24 protein-coding genes and 1 pseudogene are annotated in these 26,149 nt (G+C 57.2%); 17 read left to right on the top strand and 8 right to left on the bottom strand.

Annotated elements, in window-relative coordinates:
- The first annotated feature begins 7 nt into the window (after positions 1-7).
- Together AC2FLA_RS14270 and murJ are read left to right on the top strand one after the other, a co-directional pair.
- Entirely contained in the window at positions 8-2,779 is a 2,772-nt protein-coding gene (locus AC2FLA_RS14270; protein WP_496722991.1) for a [protein-PII] uridylyltransferase, read from the top strand.
- The gene (gene murJ / locus AC2FLA_RS14265; protein WP_496722989.1) at positions 2,776-4,317 is read left to right on the top strand and encodes a murein biosynthesis integral membrane protein MurJ; all 1,542 of its coding nucleotides are present in this window, start codon (positions 2,776-2,778) and stop codon (positions 4,315-4,317) included. Before AC2FLA_RS14270 ends, murJ begins: the two co-directional genes overlap by 4 nt.
- Here murJ and AC2FLA_RS14260 read toward each other — a convergent pair whose 3' ends face one another.
- Positions 4,318-5,004, bottom strand: a complete 687-nt coding sequence (locus tag AC2FLA_RS14260) for a rhomboid family intramembrane serine protease (RefSeq protein ID WP_496722987.1) — start codon at positions 5,002-5,004, stop codon at positions 4,318-4,320.
- Between the two features lie 86 nt (positions 5,005-5,090).
- Here AC2FLA_RS14260 and trpS point away from each other — a divergent pair, with 86 nt between their 5' ends.
- The 13 genes from trpS to AC2FLA_RS14195 all read left to right on the top strand — a co-directional run bounded on the left by trpS (position 5,091) and on the right by AC2FLA_RS14195 (position 16,661).
- A complete protein-coding gene (trpS, locus tag AC2FLA_RS14255; protein ID WP_496722985.1) occupies positions 5,091-6,119 on the top strand; it encodes a tryptophan--tRNA ligase in 1,029 nt (342 codons plus the stop codon).
- 59 nt (positions 6,120-6,178) lie between these two features.
- The gene (locus tag AC2FLA_RS14250; protein WP_496722984.1) at positions 6,179-7,042 is read left to right on the top strand and encodes a branched-chain amino acid aminotransferase; all 864 of its coding nucleotides are present in this window, start codon (positions 6,179-6,181) and stop codon (positions 7,040-7,042) included.
- 65 nt (positions 7,043-7,107) lie between these two features.
- Positions 7,108-7,563, top strand: coding sequence for a universal stress protein (locus AC2FLA_RS14245; protein WP_113792095.1), 456 nt, complete (start codon positions 7,108-7,110; stop codon positions 7,561-7,563).
- 9 nt (positions 7,564-7,572) lie between these two features.
- Positions 7,573-8,166 carry a 2-hydroxychromene-2-carboxylate isomerase gene (locus tag AC2FLA_RS14240; protein ID WP_496722983.1) on the top strand — a complete coding sequence of 198 codons (594 nt, stop codon included), beginning with the start codon at positions 7,573-7,575 and terminating at the stop codon, positions 8,164-8,166.
- 69 nt (positions 8,167-8,235) lie between these two features.
- On the top strand, positions 8,236-8,799 hold the full coding sequence (locus AC2FLA_RS14235; RefSeq protein WP_496722982.1) for a NifU family protein: 564 nt from the start codon (positions 8,236-8,238) through the stop codon (positions 8,797-8,799).
- Complete coding sequence (gene tsaB / locus AC2FLA_RS14230) at positions 8,789-9,373, top strand: tRNA (adenosine(37)-N6)-threonylcarbamoyltransferase complex dimerization subunit type 1 TsaB (protein ID WP_496722981.1); 585 nt, start codon at positions 8,789-8,791, stop codon at positions 9,371-9,373. The genes AC2FLA_RS14235 and tsaB overlap by 11 nt, the downstream gene beginning before the upstream one ends.
- Positions 9,373-9,786, top strand: a complete 414-nt coding sequence (locus AC2FLA_RS14225; RefSeq protein ID WP_496722980.1) for a GNAT family N-acetyltransferase — start codon at positions 9,373-9,375, stop codon at positions 9,784-9,786. Before tsaB ends, AC2FLA_RS14225 begins: the two co-directional genes overlap by 1 nt.
- Positions 9,787-9,945: 159 nt before the next feature.
- Entirely contained in the window at positions 9,946-10,944 is a 999-nt protein-coding gene (locus AC2FLA_RS14220) for a BMP family lipoprotein (protein ID WP_496722979.1), read from the top strand.
- 89 nt (positions 10,945-11,033) lie between these two features.
- Positions 11,034-12,563, top strand: coding sequence for an ABC transporter ATP-binding protein (locus AC2FLA_RS14215; RefSeq protein WP_058273509.1), 1,530 nt, complete (start codon positions 11,034-11,036; stop codon positions 12,561-12,563).
- A 1-nt stretch (position 12,564) separates the two neighbouring features.
- The gene (locus AC2FLA_RS14210; RefSeq protein WP_108860780.1) at positions 12,565-13,659 is read left to right on the top strand and encodes an ABC transporter permease; all 1,095 of its coding nucleotides are present in this window, start codon (positions 12,565-12,567) and stop codon (positions 13,657-13,659) included.
- Complete coding sequence (locus AC2FLA_RS14205) at positions 13,659-14,627, top strand: ABC transporter permease (protein ID WP_058278769.1); 969 nt, start codon at positions 13,659-13,661, stop codon at positions 14,625-14,627. Before AC2FLA_RS14210 ends, AC2FLA_RS14205 begins: the two co-directional genes overlap by 1 nt.
- Before the next feature lie 346 nt (positions 14,628-14,973).
- Complete coding sequence (locus tag AC2FLA_RS14200; RefSeq protein ID WP_058273512.1) at positions 14,974-15,894, top strand: sulfite exporter TauE/SafE family protein; 921 nt, start codon at positions 14,974-14,976, stop codon at positions 15,892-15,894.
- A gap of 2 nt (positions 15,895-15,896) precedes the next feature.
- Positions 15,897-16,661 (top strand): TIGR02186 family protein, encoded by a 765-nt coding sequence (locus AC2FLA_RS14195; protein WP_496722978.1) that lies wholly within the window; start codon positions 15,897-15,899, stop codon positions 16,659-16,661.
- A gap of 7 nt (positions 16,662-16,668) precedes the next feature.
- On the opposite strand, the gene AC2FLA_RS14190 is transcribed toward AC2FLA_RS14195, so the two are convergent.
- The 7 genes from AC2FLA_RS14190 to AC2FLA_RS14160 all read right to left on the bottom strand — a co-directional run bounded on the left by AC2FLA_RS14190 (position 16,669) and on the right by AC2FLA_RS14160 (position 23,588).
- Positions 16,669-17,397: an SDR family oxidoreductase gene (locus tag AC2FLA_RS14190; protein ID WP_496722977.1), complete on the bottom strand. Its 729-nt coding sequence runs from the start codon at positions 17,395-17,397 to the stop codon at positions 16,669-16,671.
- A complete protein-coding gene (locus AC2FLA_RS14185) occupies positions 17,394-18,926 on the bottom strand; it encodes an ATP-dependent DNA helicase (RefSeq protein WP_496722976.1) in 1,533 nt (510 codons plus the stop codon). The genes AC2FLA_RS14190 and AC2FLA_RS14185 overlap by 4 nt, the downstream gene beginning before the upstream one ends.
- A gap of 60 nt (positions 18,927-18,986) precedes the next feature.
- Positions 18,987-19,625 carry an acyl-homoserine-lactone synthase gene (locus AC2FLA_RS14180; protein ID WP_496722975.1) on the bottom strand — a complete coding sequence of 213 codons (639 nt, stop codon included), beginning with the start codon at positions 19,623-19,625 and terminating at the stop codon, positions 18,987-18,989.
- Positions 19,626-19,709: 84 nt separating this feature from the next.
- The gene (locus tag AC2FLA_RS14175) at positions 19,710-20,429 is read right to left on the bottom strand and encodes a helix-turn-helix transcriptional regulator (protein WP_496722974.1); all 720 of its coding nucleotides are present in this window, start codon (positions 20,427-20,429) and stop codon (positions 19,710-19,712) included.
- Complete coding sequence (locus tag AC2FLA_RS14170) at positions 20,368-20,586, bottom strand: hypothetical protein (RefSeq protein ID WP_058278773.1); 219 nt, start codon at positions 20,584-20,586, stop codon at positions 20,368-20,370. Before AC2FLA_RS14170 ends, AC2FLA_RS14175 begins: the two co-directional genes overlap by 62 nt.
- A 207-nt stretch (positions 20,587-20,793) precedes the next feature.
- Positions 20,794-22,086 carry a crotonyl-CoA carboxylase/reductase gene (ccrA, locus tag AC2FLA_RS14165; protein WP_496722973.1) on the bottom strand — a complete coding sequence of 431 codons (1,293 nt, stop codon included), beginning with the start codon at positions 22,084-22,086 and terminating at the stop codon, positions 20,794-20,796.
- Positions 22,087-22,199: 113 nt separating this feature from the next.
- Entirely contained in the window at positions 22,200-23,588 is a 1,389-nt protein-coding gene (locus AC2FLA_RS14160; protein WP_496722972.1) for a 1-acyl-sn-glycerol-3-phosphate acyltransferase, read from the bottom strand.
- A gap of 141 nt (positions 23,589-23,729) precedes the next feature.
- Here AC2FLA_RS14160 and AC2FLA_RS14155 point away from each other — a divergent pair.
- Positions 23,730-25,700: pseudogene (locus AC2FLA_RS14155) on the top strand (protein meaA); the annotation flags it as partial.
- Between the two features lie 124 nt (positions 25,701-25,824).
- On the top strand, positions 25,825-26,139 hold the full coding sequence (locus AC2FLA_RS14150) for an H-NS histone family protein (protein ID WP_282152464.1): 315 nt from the start codon (positions 25,825-25,827) through the stop codon (positions 26,137-26,139).
- The last annotated feature ends 10 nt before the right edge of the window (positions 26,140-26,149 follow it).

Here is a 26,149-nt window from a genome sequence, read left to right as displayed (position 1 = left end):
TCAGCCGATGCTGACGCTCATCCCCAAGGGTGAGCTGATCTGCCCGGCCGATGAAATTTTCGACATTGCCGCCATCCTGGCGCAACTGTCGGAAGCCTTTGAAAATATTCAGGACAATGCCGCGCGGCGGAATGAAACCGTGCGCATCCTGCGCGATGCCCAAAAGGCTGGGCGCAAGACCATTGCGGATGCCTTCGCTAAACGCCCCTTTGACGCCAGACCTTTGACCCGGTCCTATACCTATTTGACCGACGGGTTGGTCTGCACAGCGATGCAAGTGGCCAGCACCTATCTACATCCGCTGGCAACCCCGACGCAGGGCGAAAAGATTGCGGTTCTTGCTGTTGGTGGATATGGCCGCGGCGAAATGGCCCCGGCTTCGGACGTCGATCTGCTTTTTTTGACGCCCTACAAAATCACCGCCTGGGCCGAGAGCGTCATCGAGTCCATGCTCTACATGCTTTGGGATCTACGCCTGAAGGTTGGCCATTCATCTCGAACGATCAAGGATTGCCTGCGACTGGGCACCGAGGATTTCACCATCCGCACCGCCATGCTCGAGCAACGCTATCTGGCCGGGGACGCAGCCCTTGCCGAAGAACTTGATAACCGCCTGAAAACCGAACTGTTCAAAGGCAGCGAACGTCAGTTCATCGAGGCCAAGTTGCAAGAACGGGACGAGCGCCACCACAAGCAGGGCGAGCGTTACATGGTCGAGCCCAACGTAAAAGAGGGCAAGGGTGGGCTGCGCGATCTTCAATCACTCTACTGGATTGCAAAGTACATCTATGGCGTTCAGGACGTGGCTGAACTGGTCCCTCTGGGCCTGTTTGAACCCGAGGAATTCAGCACCTTTGTAGAGGCCGAAGAGTTTTTGTGGGCTGTACGCTCTCATCTGCATCTGCTGACCGGTCGTGCAACAGAACAGCTGACCTTCGACCTGCAGGTCGAGGTGGCAGACCGGATGGGCTATGAGGATCGGGCGGGACGCCGTGCGGTCGAAGTCTTCATGCAACGCTATTTCCGCGAGGCAACGCGCGTCGGAGAACTGACCCGGATCTTCCTGACCAAACTCGAAGCGTCACACGTGAAAGGCGCCGCCCTACTGGAACGCATCTTTAGGCGTCGACCGCGTGTCAAAGCAGGGTACAAGGTCGTTCACGGTCGCTTGGATGTAGCGGACGCCAAGAAGTTTCTGTCCGACAAGCTGAACCTTCTGCGTCTGTTCGAGGAAGGTCTTCGCACTGGCATGCTGATCCACCCGGATGCGATGCGGCTGGTGACAGCCAACCTAAATCTTATCGACGACGACATGCGCCAAAACAAAGAGGCGCAGCGCATTTTTCTGGACTTGATGCTGAAACACGGCAACCCGGAACGCGCCCTGCGCCGCATGAACGAATTGGGAGTATTGTCGGCGTTTTTGCCAGAGTTTGAGCACATCGTGGCGATGATGCAGTTCAACATGTATCACAGCTATACAGTGGACGAGCACACGATCCAGACCATCGTCAACCTGGCCCAGATTGAACGCGGTGAATTGGTCGAGTCATTACCGCTGGCCTCATCGATCCTGAAACGCGGGGTTAATCGCAAGGTTCTCTACGTAGCGTTGTTGCTGCACGATATCGCCAAGGGGCGCCCCGAGGACCATTCCATTCTGGGTGCTCAGATCGCGCGCAAGGTTGCTCCACGGTTGGGTCTGAACAAATCGGACTCGGAAACTGTGGAATGGCTGGTGCGATATCACCTGTTGATGTCGGACATGGCGCAGAAACGCGACATCTCGGACCCGCGCACTGTGCGCGATTTTGCCAAGGCGGTGAAGACGGTCAAACGGTTGGATCTGCTCACGGTTATGACCGTGTGTGACATTCGCGGTGTTGGACCCAACACCTGGAACAACTGGAAAGCCACCCTGCTGCGCGCCTTGCACGCTGAAACCAAACGGGCGCTGGAAACCGGGATGGAAGACCTGAACCGGGCCAACCGTGGTGCCGAAGCCAAAAAGGCACTGCGTTCGGCGCTTGGCGATTGGTCGAAGGCTGACCTGAAGGCCGAAACAGGACGACACTATGCGCCCTATTGGCAGGGCCTGAACCTGTCCACTCATATTGAGTTCGCAAAAATGCTACGCGCTCTGGAACACAGCGGCGACCCTGGCGCGATGGAAATTCACCTGCACCCGGATGACGACCGCGACGCCACCCGCGCGTGTTTTGCCATGGCGGACCATCCGGGGATTTTCGCCCGCATCGCCGGGGCGCTCGCGCTGGTTGGGGCCAACGTGGTCGACGCCCGTAGCTATACCACCAAGGACGGGTACGTCACCGATGCGTTCTGGATTCAGGATGCCGAGGGCCACCCTTTTGAGGCCAGCCGTTTGCCGCGGCTGACACAGATGATCCAAAAGACGCTCAAGGGCGAAGTCGTGGCGCGTGACGCGCTGAAATCGCGCGACAAGATCAAGAAACGCGAACGCGCCTTCAATGTGCCGACCCATATCATCTTCGATAATGACGGGTCCGAGATCTACACCATCATCGAGGTTGATACCCGCGACCGCCCGGGCCTGTTGTATGACCTGACAAGAACGCTGGCTGCGGCCAATGTCTATATTGCCAACGCCGTGATCGCGACCTATGGCGAACAGGTTGTCGATACCTTTTACGTCAAGGACATGTTCGGCCTGAAATACCATTCCGAAAGCAAGCAACGCGGTCTTGAGACCAAGCTGCGCAAAGCCATCACTGAAGGTGCGGAGCGCGCAATCTCATGAAACAGATCCGGTTGTTTTCAGGCCTGTTCACGGTCGGATTCTGGACTCTGGCCAGTCGAATTTTGGGATTTCTCCGAGAGATTCTGCTAACCGCCTATATCGGGCCCGGTCCGGTGATGGACGCCTTTGTTGCCGCTTTCCGCCTGCCCAACATGTTTCGCCGTTTCTTTGCCGAAGGTGCCTTCAACGCCGCCTTTGTGCCAATGTTCTCGAAACGACTGGAGGGCGAAGAAGACGCCGAAGGATTTGCACAGGATGCCTTCAATCTGTTGGCGGCGGCAGTATTGGCGCTGGTTGGATTGGCGATGGTTTTCATGCCTGGACTTGTCTGGCTGACCGCCGAAGGGTTCTATGGCGATGAACGCTTCGACATGGCCGTCGACTACGGTTACGTCGTTTTTCCCTATATCCTGTTCATGTCGCTGGCCGCGCTGTTTTCCGGCGTTCTGAACGCCACCGGTCGGTTCGCCGCTGCCGCTGCCGCGCCTGTCTTACTCAATATCTTTGCCTGTACTGCTTTGATCGCAGGCGCGCTTTCTGGCGGCGACGTAATCTGGTGGCTGATCACGGTCATTCCGCTGGCAGGGGTCGCGCAACTAGCGCTGGTTTGGGTGGCGACAGAACGCGCCGGTATTCGCATCCGTCCCGGCGTGCCCAAACTCAGCCCGGAAATGCGGCACATGGTTCGCATTGCAGTGCCCGCCGCTTTGGCGATGGGCGTCACGCAGGTCAATCTGGTGGTTGGCCAGCTGGTCGCGTCCAAAACCGAAAAGGCGGTCAGTTGGCTGTTCGCAGCGGATCGGCTGTATCAATTGCCATTGGGCGTGGTCGGTATTGCGGTGGGGATCGTCCTGCTGCCCGATCTGTCGCGCCGCTTACGGGCCGGGGACAAGGACGGGGCGCGCAATGCCTATTCCCGCGCCGGAGAGTTCACGCTGCTGCTGACCCTGCCGTCCACGGTTGCCTTTCTGATCATTCCAATACCTCTGGTGTCGGTCCTGTTCGAACGCGGCCAATTCAGCCCCGAGGACACGGCAGCCACTGCCTTGGCCGTAGCTATCTATGGCGTCGGCCTGCCCGCTTTCATGTTGCAAAAGCTGCTGCAGCCCTTGTTCTTCGCGCGCGAAGACACCCGTTCTCCGTTTCGCTATGCCGTAGTTGCGATGATCATCAATGCCGGGCTGGCCTTTGGTCTTTACCCGTTGGTGGGGTGGATCGCACCGGCGATCGCGGCTTCGACTTCTGGTTGGGCGATGGTTGCCTTGTTGGCGATTGGAGCGCGCCGTTTCGGCGATGAAGCACGGTTTGACGACCGGTTCAAACGACGTGCCTGGCGCGTCGTCGCGGCATCGCTGGGTATGGGCATTGTGCTTTTCGCCGCCCTTCATATTTTTGGCTGGACCTTCCAGGTACCCGGATGGCGTTATCTGGCGCTGCTTGTCCTGATCATAGTTGCAGCTACCGCCTATTTCTTACTCGGTCACCTCTTCAAAGCGTTCGAGCTGTCCGAATTCAGAAAAGCGCTGCGTCGGTCCTGATCAGTCGCGGCGAATACGTCCCACGATCCGCGCCCATCCGCCCGGTGCCAGGAAAAACGATAGACCAAATCCGGTGGCAAACCCGCCCAGATCGGCAACCCAGTCGGACGTGCCGCCAAACAAAAGCCCGAACACCAGCTGGATGCCCATCAAAACCGCGATCAGGCTGAAGGCCCGGGACTGGTTTTCGCCGACCAGTGACAATTTGCGCCACAGCAGCCATGTGAACGCGCCGATCAGACCGTAAACCGGTGGGAACCCTCCGACCAGCGGATAGGCGGGATTCAGCGCCAGCCCATAGACCAACGCGCCACCGATACCGGACAAAACGAAAATGATCAGCATCTGAAAACCGCCGAACACTTCGGCCACCATTTTGCCCATGGCCAGAACGAAGACGCTGACAAAAACCGCCTGGGTAAAACTGCCCGACACGAACGGATAGGTCACGAAACGGATCACATGTTCAAACGGCCAACGTCCATTCTCGATCATCCAGTGAAAGATATCCGGGGAAAAGGTGTAACTCTGCAGGGCATCCAGCCGCCAACCTACCGCTGATGGCCCGCCCACAAGACCACGTGAGCCCAGTGTAAACGCCAATTCGATCCCCATGATGAACAGGACCAGCGCCACCACAACAGGCGGCAGAGGGTTCACGGCGGGTGTATAATGCTCACTGCTCATTGGGCTGGCCTTTCGCGGCTGTTGACGTCCCTTGACCTCATGGGTAAGCGACGGGGGCTGATTTTTCCAGACGGGAGTTCCCTTCGATGACCGAAACCAAGTTCACGCCGCGCGTGTTTTCCGGCATCCAGCCTTCGGGAAACCTGCACCTTGGCAACTACCTGGGTGCGCTCAAGCGTTTTGTGGATATGCAGGGCGAAGATTTCGAGACCATCTATTGCATGGTCGACCTGCACGCGATCACCGTCTGGCAAGACCCTGCTCGTCTGCGCGAAAAGACCCGTGAGGTATGCGCCGGTTTTATTGCTGCCGGTCTGGACCCTGAAAAGTCCATCCTGTTCAACCAAAGCCAGGTGGCCGAGCACACGCAGCTGGCTTGGATCTTCAATTGTATCGCCCGCATGGGTTGGATGCAGCGGATGACGCAGTTCAAGGATAAGGCGGGCAAGAATGCTCAGAACGCCTCGCTGGGTTTGTTTGCCTATCCGGCGCTGATGGCGGCGGACATTCTGACCTACCACGCGACACATGTGCCGGTGGGCGAGGACCAGAAACAGCATCTGGAGCTGACTCGCGACATCGCGATCAAGTTCAACCATGACTATGGCGTGGATTTCTTTCCGGTGACCGAGCCGGTAATCGGTGGACCCGCGCCGCGCGTAATGAACCTGCGTGATGGCTCGCGGAAGATGTCATCTTCGGACCCGTCCGACATGACCCGGATCAACATGACGGACGATGCCGACGAGATCGCCAAGAAGATCCGCAAGGCCAAGACTGACCCGGATGCCCTGCCTTCGGAAACCGACGGTCTGTCCGAACGCCCCGAGGCGCGCAATCTGGTGAACATCTACGCTGCGCTCAGCGATCAAACGGCGGAACAGGTTCTGGCCGAAGTCGGCGGCAAGCAATTCGGTGAATTCAAACCGATGCTCGCTGAGCTGGCGGTCGCCAAACTGTCACCGATCTCAACCGAGATGGCCCGTCTTATGGGTGAAGAGGCCGAGATTGACCGGATTCTTGCACGCGGCGCGGAAAAGGCGCGGGCGATAGCGGCCCCGATCCTGCAACAGACCTACGACATCGTGGGTATGGTTGGCGCAAAACAAGGCTGATTGCGCTGGACCTTCCCGTGACGCCTTCCTAGGTTGCCCCAAGGGCAAAGGAGGGCGTCATGGCAGTCGGCAAAAATATCCGCACCTATTTTGATGGTCAGTGGCACAACGGGGATGCCCCGATCATGCGTGCGGCAGACCATGGCGCTTGGCTGGGGTCTTCGGTCTTTGACGGCGCGCGATTCTTCGACGGGCTGACCCCGGATCTGGTGGCCCATTGCGAACGGGTTAACCGCTCGGCCGAGGCGCTTTTACTGACGCCGACCGTGACGACCGAACGGATGGTCGAGATCGTCCGCGAAGGGCTGGATGGCTATGCCAAAGGTTCCGCCGTCTATATTCGACCGATGTATTGGGGCATCGACGGCGATGCGACAGCCATCGTTCCTCAGCAGGACAGCACCGGATTTGCCATCTGTCTGGAAGAAATCCCAATGGCACCGGAAACAGCTTCGGTCACGCTGACCACCACGCGGTTCCGCCGACCGGTTCTGGAATCAGCCGTTGTGAATGCCAAAGCCGGATGCCTGTATCCCAACAACGCCCGAATGCTGAAAGAGGCCAAGTCCAAGGGGTTCTCAAACGCACTGGTGGCGGACGCCTTGGGTCATGTGGCGGAAACCGCCACCGCAAACATCTTCATGGTCCGGGACGGCGAGGTATTCACCCCTACGCCCAATGGAACTTTCCTGGCTGGTATCACCCGAGCGCGGCATATCAAAAACCTGCGCGCTGACGGCGTGACGGTCCACGAATCTGTCCTCAGCTTTGAAGATTTTCACAAGGCGGACGAGGTGTTTATGACCGGTAACATGAACAAACTAACGCCGGTCACCGCATTGGAAGACACCCAATATCAGGTCGGACCGATTGCACGACGCACGCGCGCGCTTTATTGGGACTGGGCGGCAAGCACTCGGTAGTCACACGCCGTGTTGCCAGCCCGCATCTGGTCGGGCATGATCCCCCTAAATACACGAGGACACCCATGCGTAAGTTTCTAGTCATTCTGGATGACAGCCGCGAATGCCTTAACGCGATGCGTTTCGCTGCAATGCGTGCAGCCCATACCGGTGGAGGGGTAACGATCCTGTCCGTCATCCCACCCGACGAGTTCAATCACTGGATCGGTGTCGCCGAAACCATGCGCGAAGAGGCACGCGAACGCATCCATGCGCATTATGAAGTCTTCGCCAAATGGATGCGCGACAAACAAGGGATCGATCCCGAGCTTTCAATTCGTGAAGGCGAACCTGTCCCTCAGATCATCGAACATGTCCAGTCAGACCCGGACATCGGCGTTCTGGTTCTTGGTGCTGGCATCGAAAAGAAAGGGCCTGGTCCCCTCGTAACGCAGCTGACCAAAAACTCGGGCAGCTTGCCGATTCCGATCACAATTGTGCCCGGCGACCTAAGCAAGGAAAAGCTGGAAGCCATCACCTGAGGCCACCCTATGCAAAGCCGCATCCAGTTCTGGTTCGAATTCGCATCGACCTATTCCTACCTCAGCGCCATGCGAATCGAACAGGCTGCGGCACAGCATGACGTCGTCGTAGAATGGCACCCCTTTCTTCTCGGGCCCATTTTCGCGGCGCAGGGCTGGGACAATTCCCCGTTCAACATCTACCCGGCCAAAGGGCGTTATATGTGGCGCGATATGGAGCGTCTGACAGCGCAGCGCGGCCTGCCTTTCCGGCAACCGGACCCGTTTCCGCAAAACGGCCTGAAGGCTGCGCGTCTCACGCTGGCTATTGAAGATCAGACCCACAGGGCGCGTTTCGTTCGGGCGGTCTATACAGCCGAATTCGCACAAGGTCAGAACGTGTCGGACGATGCGGTTCTGATTGATTGCTTGAAATCCGCTGGTCTGCCTGAAGACCTTTTAGACAGAACCCAAGACCCCCAAATCAAGTCTGCTTTGATCGAGCAGACCAAAACCGCTCAGGCCAAGGGGCTGTTTGGCGCGCCCAGTTTTTTGGTCGGTGACGAAACATACTGGGGCGATGATCGGTTGGATGAAGCGATCCGGTTGGCAACCAACATTTAGAATCGTTCCAAATCTTGACTTATCCGGCCCGGACCCGCATATCAGAAGCAACTGAAACGGAGCCGTGACATGTTCATCCAGACCGAATCCACGCCTAACCCTGCAACCTTGAAGTTTCTGCCCGGCCAGACCGTGCTGGAAGCGGGCACTGCGGATTTCCCATCGGCTGAAGCCGGTGAAAAATCACCTTTGGCAAAACGGATTTTTGCGGTTGGCGGAGTAACGGGTGTGTTCCTCGGCAATGACTTCGTGACCGTCACCAAGTCTGATGACGTCCAATGGGATCACATCAAGCCTGCGATTCTGGGTGCGGTGATGGAGCATTATCAATCCGGCCAACCGGTCATCGGAGCTGGTGAAACAGCCGCATCGGGCCATGCAGAGCACACCGGCGAAGATGCCGAAGTCGTTAATCAAATCAAAGACTTGCTGGATAGTCGCGTCCGTCCGGCGGTTGCGCAGGATGGTGGCGACATCACGTTCCACGGGTTTGACCGGGGCGTTGTCTACCTGCACATGCAGGGTGCTTGCGCGGGCTGCCCGTCTTCGACCCTGACGTTGAAGATGGGTATCGAAAACCTACTGCGCCACTACATCCCCGAAGTGACTGAGGTTCGCCCTGTTGCCGTCTGACCCCATTATTTTGGCGTTTGATACATCGGCCGCGCATTGCGCGGCCGCTTTGTTGTGCGGCGACCGGATTGTGACTTCGCGCATCGAAGCAATGTCGCGCGGTCAGGCCGAACGTTTGATGCCGTTGCTGGAAGAGGTTCTGGCCGATGCTGGATTTGGGTGGAAAGACCTGTCCGCCATCGGTGTCGGTGTTGGACCCGGAAACTTTACCGGCATCCGAATCTCGGTTTCTGCGGCGCGGGGCCTAGCCTTGGGGCTTGGCGTTCCAGCGGTAGGCGTATCCGAGTTCGACGCTTTGGCCGAAATGTCCACGGACGCCCTGCCCGCGATCCGCGCCCCGCGTGATCAGGTTTACGTGGCGTTGCCGGACCAAGGTCCGATGCTAATGCCTCAAATTGAGGCAGAATCACTTGGCCCCCTGATCCTGAATGACGACCCGGATGCGCAAATCCGCGCGATTGCCCGGATCACCGGGCAAAGGTGGCAGGCCAACACCGCGCAGCCAGCTCCACTCTATGTTCGGCCTGCGGATGCGGCCCCTTCCAAAGACACTCCCCCGGTTTTGCTGGACTGATGACTCCCGAGGATCTTGCCAGAACACACGCGGCGGCATTTACCCGGTCACGGTCGTGGGCTGCGGTCGAATTCTCGGATCTTCTGAACAATCGATTCATCCATACCGTTGGAAATACTCAATCTTTCGCGCTGTTCCAAGTGATCGGCGATGAGGCGGAATTGCTGACGATCGCCACGCATCCGGACGTTCAGCGACAGGGCTTAGCCCGAAATTGCATGCATGAATGGCACACGAAAGCAAAGGCTTTGGGGGCAACGCGCGCTGTTCTGGACGTCGCTGCAGATAACTTGCCGGCCATCGCGCTGTATGAACACAGCGGTTATCGCGCCTGTGGTTTGCGCAAGGGGTATTACCTGCGCGAAAACAATCAGAAAATCGACGCTATCGTGATGGAATCCGCGCTGGATTGACCGCCTAAGATTAATTTTTTCGACCAAATGGTCAAAAATCTGTTGACCACGGCGGTTGCAAACGTCCTTAATTCCCGCCATCACAACAGTTATGCTCGCTCACAGTGGGTGAACGGGGCTATCTTCGCCCCGACCGATAATAACAAACGGGAGTATAAAATGACCCTGATGAAATCCTTGATGGGTGCCACCGCCGCAGTCGCACTTACGGCTGGCGCTGCGCTGGCAGATCCTGCCCTGATCTTTGATCTTGGTGGCAAGTTTGACAAATCCTTCAACGAAGCCGCACACAATGGCGCCTCGCGTTGGGCCGAAGAAACAGGCGGCAGCTATAACGAGATCGAGATCCAGTCCGAAGCACAGCGCGAGCAAGCTCTGCGCCGTTTCGCTGAATCCGGCTCGAACCCTATCATCACGATGGGTTTTGGCATGGCTGATCCGCTGTCCGCCGTGGCCGCCGATTACCCGGACACCAAATTCGTTGCGGTTGACGTCAACTGGCTGGACATCCCCAACATCCGCCAAATCGGTTTTGCCGAACATGAAGGGTCATATCTGGTTGGCATGATGGCCGCGATGGCATCGGAATCCGGCACCGTCGGCTTTATCGGTGGCATGGATATCCCGCTGATCCGCCACTTTGGCTGCGGTTATGCGCAGGGTGCCAAGGCTGTAAACCCTGACATCAATGTTGTTGCCAACATGACCGGTACCACCCCGGCAGCATGGAACGACCCGGTGAAGGGTTCGGAACTGACCAAAGCACAGATCAGCCAGGGCGCTGATGTGATCTATGCGGCCGCAGGCGGCACCGGGGTTGGCGTTCTGCAGACCGCAGCAGACGAAGGCATCCTGTCGATCGGCGTGGACAGCAACCAGAACCACCTGCACCCGGGTAAGGTTCTGACCTCGATGCTGAAACGCGTTGATGTTGCCGTTTATGACGCGATGTCTGCGGGCGAAGGCCTGGAAACCGGCGTGTTCCAGATGGGTCTGGCCGAAGAAGGTGTTGGCGTCGCCATGGATGACAACAACGCGCCTCTGGTCTCGGACGAGATGAAGGGCGCAGTCGACAAAGCGCGCCAGGATATCATCGACGGTAACGTCTCTGTTGTCAGCTATTATGAGAACGACAGCTGCCCGGCACTGCAGTTCTGATATCGCGCAAGGCGGGGGTACAACCTCCGCCTTGCCCCCGACTCTGCCGCGTATGACACCGCGGCCCTTTCGGCAATTGAGGACAAGACATGACCGTCCCCGCCATTGAGCTCAAAGGGATATCCAAAGCCTTTGGGCCGGTTCAGGCCAATAAAGACATTTCCATCAGCGTCGCCCCCGGTACGATCCATGGGATCATCGGTGAAAACGGTGCGGGCAAATCCACGCTGATGAGCATCCTCTACGGCTTTTACAAAGCCGATAAAGGTGAAATCTGGATTAACGGCAACAAGACCGACATCCCTGACAGCCAGGCGGCCATTGCTGCCGGGATCGGGATGGTGTTCCAGCATTTCAAACTGGTTGAGAATTTCACCGTTCTGGAAAACATCGTTCTCGGTGCCGAGGACGGCGGGCTGCTGGCCCCGTCCCTGTCCAAAGCGCGCAAAGAACTGAAAGCGCTGGAAGAGGAATACGAGCTGTTCGTCGATCCCGACAAACGCATCGACGAGATTGGCGTCGGAATGCAGCAAAGGGTCGAGATCCTGAAAGCCCTGTATCGCAAGGCCGAGATTCTGATTCTGGACGAACCCACCGGGGTTCTGACCCCGTCCGAGGCTGACCAGCTTTTCCGCATCCTTGACCGCCTGCGGGCCGAAGGGAAGACGATCATCGTGATCACGCACAAGCTGCGCGAAATCATGGAAAACACCGATACGGTTTCGGTCATGCGGCGCGGTCAGATGACGGCGACGGTGAAAACAGCCGACACCAGCCCCGAGGAACTGGCCGAGCTGATGGTGGGCCGCAAGGTGCTGCTGCAGGTCGACAAAGTACCTGCGCAACCCGGTAAGCCCGTTTTGGAAATTGAAAAGCTCAGTGTTTTCGATTCGGCCGGGGTCGAACGGGTCAAGGGTATCGACCTGACCGTTCGGGCCGGTGAAATCGTCGGTATCGCTGGCGTGGCCGGAAATGGCCAATCGGAGCTTCTGGAAGTTCTGGGCGGCATGCGTCCGGGTCAGGGTTCGATCAAACTGAACGGTGCCCCGCTGGCGCTTAGCGGTCCGGGATCGGACGGTCAGGCCCGTCGCGCCCAGCATATTGCGCATGTTCCCGAAGACCGTCAGCGCGAAGGTCTTGTGATGGACTTCCACGCTTGGGAAAACGTGGCCTTTGGCTATCACCGTGATCCTGCCTATCAGAGCGGGATTTTCATGAACAACGCCGCCCTGCGCGCCGATACCGAGCGCAAGATCGAGAAATTCGACGTCCGGCCACCTGATGCCTGGCTTACAGCCAAGAGCTTTTCGGGCGGGAACCAACAAAAGATTGTTGTCGCGCGCGAAATTGAACGGAACCCGGATCTTCTATTGGTGGGGCAACCAACCCGCGGCGTCGACATCGGCGCGATCGAGTTCATTCACAAGCAGATCGTTGCGCTGCGCGATCAGGGTAAGGCAATCTTGCTGGTCTCGGTCGAGTTGGAAGAAATCTTCTCGCTATCGGACCGCATCGCTGTGATGTTTGACGGACATGTCATGGGAGAAAGACTGCCCCATGAAACAGATGAAAAAGAACTTGGCCTGTTGATGGCCGGTGTTGCGGGAGAGGCCGCGTAACATGGAAAAGATGCCCAAATGGGCCGATGTGGTGCTGATCCCGCTGATCAGTCTGATATTGGCCGCAATCTTGTCCGCCTTGGTCATTCTGGCCATCGGTGAAAACCCGATCGAAGCGGTGAAACTGATGGTGACCGGTGCGCTCGGGTCGACCTACGGTTGGGGGTATACGCTGTATTACGCCACCAACTTCATGTTCACCGGGTTGGCTGTGGCTGTCGCCTTCCACGCCCGGCTGTTTAACATCGGGGGTGAAGGTCAGGCCATGCTGGGCGGGCTTGGTGTTGCCATGGTATGCCTTTACATCCCCTGGCCGCATTGGAGCATCGCGCTTTTGGCGGCCTGCGCAGGTTCGATGCTGTTTGGCGCGGCTTGGGCCGCCATTCCGGCCTATCTGCAAGCCAAGCGCGGCAGTCACATCGTGATCACAACGATCATGTTCAACTTTATTGCGGCGGCGTTCCTGAACTACGTGTTGGTCAATCTTATGCGACCGCCGGGCGCGCAAGACCCCTCGTCGGCGCGTTTCCCCGAGGCCGTCCACCTGCCCACATTTCAGTCGATGTTCTCAACCGCCGAAAACGTGGTATTCAAAGGGACCCCTGTTAATATCACATTCTTCATCGCGGTATTGGCCTGCTTTGTCGTCTGGGCACTGATCTGGCGGACAAGATTGGGCTATGAAATCCGGTCCTACGGCAAGACCGAAACCGGTGCTGTCTATGCAGGCATTTCTCCGGTGCGGATCACCATCATCGCGATGCTGATTTCGGGCGCGCTGGCGGGGCTGATGGCCATCAACAACGTGATGGGCGAGGCCGAACGCCTAGTTTTGAACGCAACTGAAGGCGCAGGTTTCATCGGCATCGCTGTGGCCCTGATGGGCCGGTCGCACCCGTTTGGAGTATTCCTTGCGGCGATCCTGTTCGGGTTTCTCTATCAGGGCGGCGCAGAATTGGCTTTCTGGACGTCGATCCCGCGCGAACTGATCGTTGTCATTCAGGCCCTGGTGATCCTGTTCACCGGAGCATTGGACAACATGGTCCGGATGCCGCTTGAAAAGCTGTTCCTGAGCCTGCGGAAGGGAGCGCAGTGATGGAGTTCTTCATTACCTTCATCCAAGTCCTGGACTCGACCATCCGCCTGGCCACTCCGCTATTGCTGGCTTGTCTGGCTGGGCTCTATTCCGAACGTGCGGGCATTTTCGACATCGGTCTTGAAGGCAAGATGCTAATGGCCGCCTTCTTCTCGGCAGCCGTCGCGGCTGTGACCGGGTCGGTCTGGTTGGGCCTGCTGGCGGGGATCGCCTCTTCTCTTGTTCTTTCCGGACTTCACGGTTTGGCCTCGATCACCTTCCGGGGCAACCAGTTGATATCCGGGGTCGCAATCAACTTCCTTGCGGCAGGTATGACAGTCCTTGTCGCGCAAAGCTGGTTCGAACAGGGCGGACGCACGCCCTCGTTGTTTGGCGGCGGTCGTTTCACACCGATCAATTTCCCCTTTGCCGAATCGCTGAGCGGGGTGCCGATCATCGGGCCGATCTATTCCGAGCTGCTCTCGGGCCATTCGATCCTGGTCTATGTCGCGTTCCTGATGGTGCCGGCAACATGGTGGATTCTGTATCGCACTCGGTTCGGATTGCGATTGCGCGCTGTGGGTGAAAACCCCGCTGCCGTAGACACGGCCGGTGTTTCGGTCGTTGGCTTACGCTATGCCGCTGTCGCCATCTGTGGAGTGCTGTGCGGCATCGCCGGGGCCTATCTGGCCACTGCGTTGCAGGCCGGGTTCGTTAAGGACATGACCGCAGGCCGTGGGTTCATCGCGCTGGCTGCACTGATCTTTGCGAAATGGCGGCCTTGGCATGCAATGGGCGCCTGCCTGTTGTTCGGTTTGTTGCAGGCCATCGCGCTGCGGTTCCAGAACATCGATCTGGGCGGCGTGGTCATCCCTGTGCAGGCGATGGACGCCCTGCCTTACGTCCTTACCGTGGTCATTCTGGCCGGGTTTGTCGGCAAAGCGGTTCCACCGCGCGCCGGTGGTGAGCCTTACGTGAAAGAGCGCTGATAAGTCCAGTTTCGGACTCAGTTCAGTCCTGTTCGCTGCAGAGCGGCATGCGGAGTTGATTTTGCATGCCGCAACCGTTCTAAAGGGGTATGCATGTGTCGCCAATCATACCCCACGACTCGGAATCCACCCGGACCGTGTATTTGGGAACGCATGAACGCCTCAACACTGAGGAAAACCAGACATTTAGCCGTATCAGGCTGCTGGCATGACGCCCAGCGATCCGACTTCCGCCATGTGGCCACGGGGCACTGCCGCCGCGCGTCGCATTAAACCTACACCACTTTGCCTTGAGGCGACCCTGATCACCCTCTGTGATCCGCCGACCCTCATCCAGTAGCTCGATATGCAAATTTACCTTCCTATCGCCGAAGTTTCTGTCAACGCCTTCCTTCTATTGGGGCTTGGGGGGATGGTCGGCATTCTTTCGGGCATGTTCGGTGTCGGCGGCGGCTTCCTGATGACGCCCCTGCTGTTCTTTATCGGCATTCCGCCGGCCGTTGCAGTTGCAACCGAGGCCAACCAGATTGTTGCCTCTTCCTTCTCTGGGGTTCTGGCGCATTTCCGACGAAAAACCGTCGACCTGAGAATGGGGACCGTCCTATTGATGGGCGGCTTAACGGGTGCCGCACTTGGGGTGGTGATTTTCAACTACCTCAAAAGCCTCGGGCAGGTCGATCTGCTTGTGACGTTGTGCTACGTCGTGTTCCTTGGCGTCGTAGGCGGTTTGATGTTCATCGAAAGCCTGAATGCGCTCCGTAAATCCAAGAAAGGCGTGTCCGCACCCCCCAAGCGTCGCCAACGCGGCTGGGTGCATGCGATGCCGTTTAAAATGCGGTTCCGGACTTCGGGCCTGTATATCTCGGTCATTCCGCCTGCGCTGGTTGGCCTGTTCGTTGGCGTTCTGTCGGCCATTATGGGCGTTGGCGGCGGGTTCATCATGGTGCCTGCGATGATCTATTTGTTGGGAATGCCCACCAAGGTTGTTGTCGGAACATCCCTGTTCCAGATCATCTTTGTCACCGCCTTTACGACCATGCTGCATGCCACCACCAACTTTACAGTTGATGTTGTTCTCGCTGTATTGCTTCTGGTTGGCGGCGTCATCGGCGCACAGATCGGCACGGTGATCGGCGCCCGCATGCCTGCCGAGCAGTTGCGCGTTTTGCTTGCAGCCCTTGTTCTTGTGGTTTGCGGAAAACTGGCGCTAGATCTGCTGCTTGAACCATCCGAGCTCTATTCGCTTGGCACCGGCGGAGGGCACTGATCATGCTGATACGCTTGCTTGTTGCGCTGGCTCTTTGCGCCAGCCCCGCCCTGGCTGTTGATGAGGAGGTCGTTCTGGGCCTCAGCCAGGATCGCGTGGCCATCACCGCCAATTTCGACGGCTCTGAGATCCTGGTCTTTGGCGCGGTCAAACGCGAAGCTCCCATTCCGTCAGGGCCACCGCTGGAAGTGATTGTCGCAGTGTCCGGTCCATCCAGTCCTGTCACCGTTCGACGTAAAGAGCGCAAGCTTGGAATCTGGGTCAATACTGACAGTGTCCTCGTAGACGAAGCCCCCAGTTTTTATGCGGTTGCGACCAGCGCGCCCTTGAATGAGATCCTGTCGGATACCGAAGACCTGCGGTACAGCGTATCAATCGAACGTGCCATCCGGTCTGTTGGTGCTGCGATGAATATCCGCGGCGCGCAGGAATTCGCGGACGCTGTTATTCGTATCCGAGAGAACGAAAGTCTGTATTCCATTCGCGAAGACACCGTGGCCGTTGATGAACAAACCCTGTTCCGTACCTCGATCGAAATGCCTGCGGATCTGACCGAAGGCGATTATGTGGCACGCATCTTCTTAACCCGTGGCGGTTCGGTCGTTTCGCAATTTGAGACCACCATCGACGTGCGCAAAGTGGGTTTGGAGCGGTTCTTGTACAACATGTCCCGCCAGCAACCGGTCTGGTACGGCTTGATGTCATTGGTGATCGCGATTGCGGCAGGTTGGGGTGCGTCAACCGCGTTCCGCCTATTGCGCGAGTAACTGACCGTTACCCGCGTCCGATGTAGGGCATGGTCGTGGCCATCACGGTCATGAACTGCACGTTTGCCTCAAGCGGCAGGTTTGCCATGTGCAAGACGGACCGCGCTGCGTCTTCGACGGCCATTGTTGGGTCGGGCTGCTGCCCGTCGGCAATGGCCGCATCGACCAGGCCCTGCACCATCTGTGTTCGCGCATTGCCGATATCGATCTGCCCACAAGCGATATTGAAGCCCCTCCCGTCCAAAGACAGACTGCGGGTCAGGCCCGTTATGGCGTGTTTTGTCGCCGAATAATGAACCGAGTTAGGGCGCGGCACATGGGCGGCAATTGAGCCGTTATTGATGATGCGCCCGCCTTGCGGCGATTGATGACGCATGATCCGAAAAGCTTCGCGGGCACACAGGAACATGCCGTTCAGGTTGACGGCGACGCTTTGGTACCAATCGTCCAACGCGATCTCGTCAATCGTTCCCCCCGGTGCGAAAATTCCCGCGTTGTTGAACAGAACATCCAAATGGCCCGCCTTACCCTGAAACTCTCCAAAGGCGGCCTCGACCGCTTGTGCTTCGGTGACATCCGCGACCAGTGGAATTGCGTTTGCGTGCTCTGCAGCCATTTGGTTCAGCCTGTCAGCACTGCGCGCCAATAGACCAACCGTCCATCCTTGGGCCAGAAACAATTCAGCCGTGGCGCGCCCTATGCCAGAACTTGTGCCGGTCACAATAATGGATGTCATGTCTCTTCTGCCTCCAATGTCAGCGAGGCCGCGGGGACAGCGCGCAGGTCGTCCACACGCAGCGGATAGGTCGGCTTGGCAAGCCGGTTGCGCACGACCCAGATCAGCCTTTCCTGCGCGCGTGTGATGGCCACATAGGCCAGACGTTTCCACAGCGGCTGTCCAGCTTCAGTACGGCCCATACGGGCAGCGGCATAGATATCCGGAGCAAACACTTGAACAGTGTTCCACTGCGACCCTTGCGCCTTGTGAATGGTGACCGCTGCGCCATGAAGAAAAGTGGCACCCATGCGCGCGGCAAAGGGAATAAACGGCTCTTCCTCGTCCGGCTTTTCGATCTTGACGATAGATGCGGCGCTGACCTGAGGGTCTTCGGCCCCCATCACGTGCAACCTGGAAAAGCCCGGTTTGCGGCCAGGACCCAGATAGATGACCTGAGCGCCCTTGATCAGGCCGCGCGCCTCAAGATCCAGTCGTTTCTTGCGGTGTTTCAAAGGTAATTCGATACCGTCGCAGATAAGCGGTTCGCCTTCCAACAATTCGGTATCCGGTGCGCCATGAACGTTTCGAAAAGCCTGAATCAACCGAATACGGGTTGCATTGCGCCAGACCAGAACGGGACTGCGGGCCATCAGATCGACCTCGACCCGCTGCCCCCAAACCACACGGTCGTCCTGACGGGCGGTCTGCTCGACCATGCGCTCAAAATCTTCGAACCCCATCTGTGGGTCCGACAGCGCATGGGCAAGGTCCAATATCGGGTTGTCCGCATCCTGCCGATGAACCCGATGAAGAATCTGTTTGCGTGGTTCGGGTAGCGCTTCGAACACCATGCTGCCCGACTGATTAACCGGTGCCAGCTGTGCCGGGTCACCAAACAGCAGAAGTGTTGGGAAAATTTCTTGCAGGTCTTCGAACTGCCGGTCATCCAGCATCGAGGCTTCGTCCACAAACCCGATGTCCAACGGTTCGTCCCGGCGTTTCCAGCCGGTGATAAAATCGGAGCCCCGTAACCCTGCCGCGGCCAGAGCGCCCGGGATGGACTTGTTGTTCTGGTAAAACGCCGCTGCGCGATCCAGCGCCTCGTCGGTCAGACCCTCGATTTCGGGGCGTTCGTCATTGCCTGCCAGCCATTCGGCGATGCGCTCGTAGTCCGGGTCATAGACAGGCGTATAAAGGATACGGTGGATCGTGGTGGCTGGCACCCCGCGCAGGCGCAATACGCTGGCCGCTTTGTTCGTCGGGGCCAGGATTGCTAGGCTGCGTTTTTCACGGGCTTTGCGGCTCTCGAAATCGCCGGACACAATCTGAACGCCGGTGTCCGCAATGGCTTTGTAAAGCTCGGCCAGCAGCAGGGTTTTTCCGGACCCCGCCTTGCCAATCACGGCCATCACACCGGACTTACCCGATCCCGGAAGCTTCAGCAGCGCGTCATCGTCAAGGTCAACGCCTGCAGATTTCAGCATCTCAGAGATGCTGTCATACGCGGCAGCTTGGTCGTCAGAGTAAGTCACAGAGGGCAAAGACATGGCGCGACCCTACAAGCCCGCGCCAGCTATCACCAGATGTGGAATTCGGTTTTCATCCTGTCACGCTGACAATGCAAACGGGTGTTGCCTGCCAACGCCGAAAGCCGTCTTGAACCACAGCCGCGACAATTCACGCGGGATGCCTGCGCGCTTGGCCACGCGGTTGCAGTCGTCCGCCGAATACGGCCACATCCCGACCGAGATTTGATCACGTCCCTTACCTTCCGTGCCCAGCACGATCGGGGATGATCCGATCAGGCGATAGATGCGAATCATACGCGCATCAAAAACACCCGCAATGTGGGTTAGACCAAACCCCTCCATCATCTCGCCACCGCTCAGCATGATGGCCCCGGCCGTGTGCGGGCTTGCCGTGCGCGACAGGCAAAAGCGCGTCACTTCCCAGATCAAGGGGCTGTTGATTGGTTTGCCGCCCGTCAGGTGTCCGAACACCTCGTTCACCATGACCGAACCGGTCGTCGGCAAAACACGCATGGACCCACCATGGCTGCCATCCGGTTCTTCCCAAATAACATAGATCGGGTTCAGATCATCGTACTGATCCCGCTCTTCCCCCTTGTCGTTGACATGAACATCCCAGCCCAACCGGGTTTTGAATTGATCGGCGCGGTCCCGAAACATCCCCTCGGCCAGTTTTGGATATTTGTGCAATTCGTCAGCATAGACATAACGCAACATGACTCTTTTCCCCTTGTCGTCCTGTGCAAGAACGAAGGGGGTACAAAGTCGTGGTTAATTTCCGGTTTTTAGTACGCGCGCGCCTTAAACCACTATTAACCCTCGGCTCAAGGCCGTTGCGATAGCATGAGTTGTGTTTTGCGCACTCAACTTGGCGCGTGCGCTTTCGATATAGACCCTCAGCGTGTGTTCCGAGATCGACAAGGAATGAGCGACCTGTGCCCTGCTATAACCCAGGGCGAGCAAGGTCATGGCGTCCACTTCACGCGGCGACAATCCGCGTGAAGATTCGGGCTGACGGTCACTTTCAAACTCCAGCGCCTTTCGGTTGAAGTAATGCGCGATCAGGATCAATTCACGCCCATGCGTTTTGATGAACCTCTGCCAGGTGTCATCGTCACAGGTATGATTAACGGTAAACAAAGCGAATTGCCCATTCGGTCCGCGGATCGGAATGGAATAACCTTGATTGCCGACGCCGTGCTCTAATGCATCCTTCAAAAACGTTTTGGCAACCTTGCCCGACCAATCCAGCGTCTTCCAATCCACCGGATGAAACCGTTGGAAACAGCCCAGTATGACCGGATCTATTCTGTGATAGTTACGCTCGCGGTATCGTTCGGCCCAGACGTCGGGATAGGTGGTATAGCCGTATTGATCACCGGCCCCGTCGACCCAATGGTAAATCAGGTTTTCAATCTGCAGCCTGTCCCGCAGGCGAATGGCGACATCGCTCAGTTCGTCAAGCGAGCTGGTGTTTTCCAAGTCCTCCAGAACCTGGCTCATATCGAGTTTTGTTACCATCCGCTGGTGCCCGAACCTCATTTTTTCTGGACGAGATTTCGGCTGCGGCGATCAGCTTGGTGTCATCCAACTGCTCGGCAAGCGCGGTCAAACCGTTTTCAACAGCAAAGGCGCTGAGGTCCGACAGTACGTCCAGTATCCACTCATTTTGCGCCATCAGCGTCTCTCCGAAACGGTTAACGAAGGGTTAACACAACCATAGCATGAGGAAGTTTTTTTAGCCTATTCACTGATTTCTACTCCCCAAAAACAGCGGGGTGTTTTTGTTTAAGCCTTTGAAAAGGCTGTTACCACCGCCCAAAAAGAAACACCCGCGAGCCGGAAAACCGATTCGCGGGTGTTTTGGGTTTTGTCTGAGACGAACTTAGTCGCGCGCGGCCAGAACTTCTTCCAAGGTGCGCATTCCGGTCTGTGGAGCCTGAACCAACACCGACATGTTGCCCGGCTTATGCTCGTTCCGCAGCATCTTCATGTGCGCCTCGGGCAGATCATTCCAGGTGAACACTTCGGACATGCAGGGATCCAGGCGACGTTCAACCATCAGCTGGTTTGCCGCAGCTGCTTGCTTGAGGTGAGCAAAGTGCGAGCCCTGCAGACGCTTCTGGTGCATCCACATGTAGCGCACGTCAAAGGTCAGGTTGTAGCCGGTGGTACCGGCACAGATTACAACCATACCGCCTTTTTTCACGACGAAGGTCGAAACCGGGAAGGTGCTTTCGCCAGGGTGTTCGAACACCATGTCGACGTTGTTGCCTTTACCGGTGATGTCCCAAATGGCTTTGCCGAACTTGCGGGCCTCTTTGAACCACTCGGCATATTCGGGTGTGTTGACCGTCGGCAGCTGACCCCAGCAGTTGAAATCTTTGCGGTTCAGAACGCCCTTGGCACCCAGACCCATCACAAAGTCGCGCTTGCTTTCGTCCGAGATCACACCGATCGCGTTTGCACCTGCGGTGTTGATTAGCTGGATCGCATAAGAGCCCAGACCGCCCGATGCGCCCCAAACCAGAACGTTCTGGCCCGGCTTCAGGTCATGCGGCTCGTGACCGAACAGCATACGGTAGGCGGTTGCCAGTGTCAGCGTATAGCAGGCGCTTTCTTCCCAAGTCAGGTGCTTGGGACGCGGCATCAGCTGTTGCGCCTGAACATTGGTGAACTGTGCGAACGAACCATCGGGGGTTTCATAACCCCAAATCCGCTGACTGTCCGAATACATCGGGTCGCCACCATTACAATGTTCGTCGTCGCCGTCATCCTGGTTGCAGTGAATGACAACCTCATCACCAACTTTCCAACGGGTGACTTTTGAACCAACTGCCCAAACGATGCCAGACGCATCCGAACCGGCAATGTGGTAAGGCGCCTTATGGCCGTCAAAAGGCGAGATCGGCTTGCCCAGCGAGGCCCAGACGCCGTTGTAGTTGACGCCTGCAGCCATGACCAGAACCAGCACTTCGTGACTGTCCAGCACGGGGACGTCTACGACTTCCTGAATCATCGCGGTGTCCGGGTCGCCGTGGCGCTCCTTGCGGATCGCCCATGCATACATTTTCTTGGGCACAAAACCCATCGGAGGGATTTCACCCATCTCATAGAGGTCTTTTTCCGGTGCCTCGTACGACGCGATGCCGCTGTCGGTGTCGGTGTCCAGAGCCATGTTGGCCTCCTTCAGTTCTAAACCTTTGCCGCGATGCAGAATCGCGTGCATTAACCGATGGAATATTGGCCTTTAGGAAATAATGCAACCGAAATCGGTGCCGTTTTGTAACTTTATGACCCAGCGGATGCAGAAATTTCCTTCGCATCTGCAGCATTTCCCTCGTCTGGTCCCATCGGAACCGAGGCTGCATAATACTCCAGAAGATCAACCCTTTGACCGGACAGGCATATTTTCCCGTCACTGCGCCTGAGAATTCGCCGTTCGACCAACTGATCAATCGCGGCTTCAACCGATGTCTGGTTCTCTTGGTCCGTCATTCCATTGCGACGCATGAGCTCGACAATCACCTGAACGGCATCGGCCTCCGACATCTCTTTATGCTTTTGCATTAGCCAACACGCGGCGGGTACAGGGACCAGCGGGATTGCAGCGCGGAGTCGCGTCATCAGGTCACGCGCCAAATCGGTCATCAGATCGCGCTGATGATCTGCCCGAAACGCCCGCAAGGAAACGGGCTGACCATATCGGACCGAGGCTAGGCCAAATCGTTTGTAGCGCCCGATCACGCGCCGCCAAAGCTGTTTGAGGATCCATCTGGTGATTACACCGATCCGCGCGCGAAACCGTCGTTCATTGCCTAATGCGGCACGCGTCAAAACAGTGTCTTCGAGCACACGATCATAGTTCAGCGCCACGGGGACAAATACAACATCGCGGCCCTCTTCCGAGGTCCCGTCAATAATATATTTGAGCAAACCCAGCTTTGGACGACCCAGGGCACCATTCAGACTTAGCCCACCTTCGGGGAACATGGCCTGCGTCACTCCTGCCGCGGTCGCGTGGCGCACATAACAGGACAACACCTGACGATAGAGATCATTGCCGGACTTTCGCCGGATAAAATAAGCCCCCATCGCACGGATCAGACGGCTAAGGGGCCAGACACGGGCCCATTCGCCCACCGCATAAGAAAGGGCCGAATGTTGCGCTGCGAGGTAGGTAACGAGCACATAGTCCATATTGCTGCGATGATTCATGACGAAAACCACCGTGGCGTCGGGGTCGATGTTTTCGACAGCGTCTTCGTTCTGATAGCTAAGCTGCACATGATAAAACGCATTGCTCAGCAAACGAGCCAGACGGATCGCAATGCTGAAATAGGCAACGGCTGAAAACGAGGGAACGATCTCACGCGCGTATCGCTGCGCTTGCTCGAACGCCACAGCATCGGGGACACCCGTTTCGCGTGCGTGATCCTGAACGGCCTGACCAACCTGCGGGTCATAGATCAGGCGCTGAATCATATCGTGACGGTGTGCCAACTTGAACGGCTGGATCGGCCGCTTCAGGCGCGTGTTCAATCGTTTCACCGCTCGTTCGAGTCGACGCCTGAAAAACCACCGCACCGACGGGAACAGAAAATGTGATGCCAAAGTGACCACGGCAAACACCAGGATCAGCAAAAAAAGCCAAAGCGGAAGTTCCACGGTCTGAGTCATGCGTGCACCCTGCCACCAAACGCTGCGTCCTACAATCTGAAGAACCTAACATGCCGCGACGCAGCGAATTGACATGTCCCGAAAATTGCGCTTTAGAGGCCGGGAACGTAATTTTCTTGCCCAACCGAGACGCGAGGTCCAGCTATGACGCAGACGCAGAAAGATCGCCCCTGGCTCATCCGAACCTATGCCGGTCATTCCACCGCCAAAGCGTCGAACGCCTTGTATCGCGGGAACCTGGCAAAAGGCCAGACGGGCCTGTCGGTGGCCTTCGATCTGCCCACGCAGACCGGTTATGACAGCGATCATACGCTCGCGCGCGGCGAAGTGGGCAAGGTTGGCGTACCCGTCGGCCACCTAGGCGATATGCGGGTTCTGTTCGACCAGATTCCGTTGGAACAGATGAACACTTCGATGACGATCAACGCGACAGCGCCTTGGCTGCTTGCGCTTTACATCGCTGTGGCCGAGGAACAAGGCGCAGATATCTCCAAGCTGCAGGGCACAGTTCAGAACGATTTGATCAAGGAATACCTGAGCCGCGGCACCTATGTCTGCCCGCCCAAACCCTCGCTCAAGATGATCGCAGACGTGGCCGAGTACTGTTATACCAACGTGCCGAAATGGAACCCGATGAACGTGTGTTCCTATCACCTGCAAGAAGCTGGTGCGACACCGGAGCAAGAGCTGTCTTATGCGCTGGCCACCGCCATCGCCGTTCTGGACGAACTGCGCCCTCGTGTCCCCGCCGAGGATTTCCCGGCACTTTGCGGACGGATTTCGTTCTTTGTGAACGCAGGTATCCGCTTTGTCACTGAAATGTGCAAAATGCGCGCTTTCGTCGATCTTTGGGACGAAATCCTGCGCGACCGCTACGGCGTAGAGAACCCGAAATTCCGCCGATTCCGGTATGGCGTTCAGGTCAACTCGCTAGGCCTGACCGAGCAGCAGCCTGAAAACAACGTCTACCGCATCCTGATCGAGATGCTGGCCGTGACTCTTTCAAAAAAAGCCCGCGCCCGCGCAGTTCAGCTGCCTGCATGGAACGAAGCACTGGGCCTGCCCCGCCCATGGGATCAGCAGTGGTCCATGCGGATGCAACAGATTCTGGCCTATGAGACCGACCTTCTGGAATATGGTGACCTGTTCGATGGCAACCCCGCCGTGGACGCAAAGGTTGAAGAATTGAAAGAGGGCGCACGCGCCGAACTGGCTAATCTGGATTCAATGGGCGGAGCAGTGGCGTCAATCGAATACATGAAGTCACGCCTCGTTGATTCAAATGCTGAACGCCTAAACCGCATTGAACGGAACGAAACTGTCGTTGTCGGTGTGAACAAGTGGATCGAAGGCGAACCCTCGCCCCTGCAGACCGAAGATGGCGGCATCATGGTCGTTGACCCTGCTGTCGAACAAGAACAAATCGCGCGCCTGAATGAATGGCGGCAAGATCGCGATGACGCAGCTGTCGCGGCGGCTCTGGCCGCGCTACGCGAAGCGGCGCGAAACGGAACCAACGTTATGGAGCCCTCAATCGCAGCCGCCAAGGCTGGCGTAACAACGGGTGAGTGGGCCGAAGAGATGCGCAAAGTTTACGGTACGTATCGCGGGCCTACCGGCGTTTCGGGCTCGGTCTCGAACAAGACAGAAGGCTTGGAAGATCTGCGGGCCGCAGTGGATGCAGTCAGCGACAAGCTAGGCCGCCGTATGAAATTCCTGGTCGGCAAACCGGGCCTGGACGGTCATTCGAACGGGGCGGAACAGATCGCATTTCGCGCACGGGATTGCGGCATGGATATCAGTTACGAAGGTATTCGACTGACGCCCGAGGAAATCGTAACCGCCGCTGCGGATGACGACGCGCATGTGATCGGTCTGTCTATTCTGTCGGGCAGCCACATTCCGCTTGTGCAGGACGTCATGAACCGGCTGCGAGAGGCCGGACTGGATCATATTCCGGTGATTGTCGGCGGCATCATCCCTGATGACGATGCCGCAAAGCTCACTGCAATGGGTGTTGCAAAGATCTATACGCCCAAGAATTTTGAGCTGAACGCAATCATGGGCGATATCGTCACCCTGGTAGATCCGCAGAACCTCGCTGCTGAGTAATACCGATCATTTTCGACAACTCTTATTCTATCCCCGGAATGAAAGGGGATAGATAATTCATTTCTTTGGAATTACGGTGTGCCATCGTGGACGCCGGTAATGACTAATTCCAGGGAGAGCATGAATGTCGGGGACAAATCTTGAAAAAATGTCGCGTAAAGAACTACTTGAATTACGCGATCAAGTCGAAAAGGCGCTAATCGACGCTGAAAAACGCGAACGAAAAGAGGCGTTAAAAGCTGCTGAAAAAGCTGCTGCTGAATTTGGATTTTCTTTGTCAGAATTGGCAAAAGGTAATCCGACTTCCGGAAAAACTACAAAAGCAAAATACAAAAACCCTGCAGATCCAAATCAAACATGGTCGGGTCGCGGCCGAAAGCCGCAATGGATTCATGACGCGTTGAAGTCCGGGGCGGATATCTCGGATCTGGAAATCTAATATCTAGTTG

This window comes from Ruegeria sp. CDSA033 (assembly GCF_059612305.1).
The sequence above is the reverse complement of the archived record's forward strand: the minus strand, read 5'-3'. Positions and strand labels throughout refer to the sequence as shown.